This window comes from Leifsonia sp. NCR5, assembly GCF_002105485.1.
Taxonomy (GTDB): Bacteria; Actinomycetota; Actinomycetes; order Actinomycetales; family Microbacteriaceae; genus Leifsonia.
The window spans coordinates 1-959 of record NZ_NCSR01000053.1; the positions used below are offsets into that span (position 1 = coordinate 1).

General features: G+C 72.2%; 1 protein-coding gene. It reads right to left on the reverse strand.

All coding sequences use genetic code 11. The features are described 5' to 3' along the window. The coding region (locus tag B7438_RS20700) for a hypothetical protein (RefSeq protein ID WP_085371453.1) at nucleotides 1–959 on the reverse strand (959 nt) is incomplete at both ends.

Sequence of the window (959 nt, forward strand, 5' to 3'; positions counted from 1 at the left end):
GTGCAGCCGCGAGCGGTGGCGAGCCACGCGGGGACGCGGGAGGGAGTGCCGGGGGTGGATGCGGTGAGCGGCGGGAGGACGGTCGGGAGCCACGCGAAGCGGGGGCCGATGAGGTCGGTGGGAGAGGTAGGGGTGTGCGCTTCGGCGGCCGACGGTGCGGGTGCTGCGCCCGCAGGGGCTGTGGCGATCGACGTCAGCAGTGCTGCGTCGTCCAGCCCGCAGTCGGAGAGCGCCTCGAGCTCGCGCTGGTTGACGCCCACCGGGAGCGGGCCGTTTCCGAGGTCGGTGCCGTAGAGGATCCGGCCGCCCAGGGCGACGAAGCGCCGGATGTTGTCCTGCGCCACCGCGAAGTCGGCCGTCGGCGTTCCCCAGCCGTGGATGTCGATGGTCGACACCCAGGTCATCCCGGCGTCGACGGCACGCACGAGGTCGGCGTCGTCGACGCGTTCGGAGAAGGGCGCGTGCGCGAGCTGATCGGCGCCGGCTGCGATGGCGCGGGCCACCTGGCCTGCGCCCTGCGCATGGAACGTGACGGGCACACCGGCGGCCGCTGCCTCCTCCACAATCGCGGCGAGCGTGGAGTTATCCACCGTTGTTCCCGCGTCGGAGTTGAGGGCGACTTTGATGCGAGAGGCTCCCAGCATGACCTGTTTACGAACCGCATCCCGTGCAGCACTCGGCCCCGTCAGCTCGGCGCTCGACCCGGGAGGTCCCCAGCCCGCGTTGACCGGATATCCGCCCGGAGAGGTGAGGAGAGCCCCGGCGATCGCCACCGCCGGCCGGTCGAGATCGCCGTCCAGCCAGGTGGATGCGACTTCGGGGATCCAGCCGAGATCGACGGCGTCGGTGATGCCAGCGGCGAAGAGCGCGCGCTGGTCGGTGAGGCCGAGGTGCGTGTGGTGGTCGGTGAGGTGCGGGATGAGGGCGCCGCCGAGGTGGATGGGGGTGGGTTCCGCGGG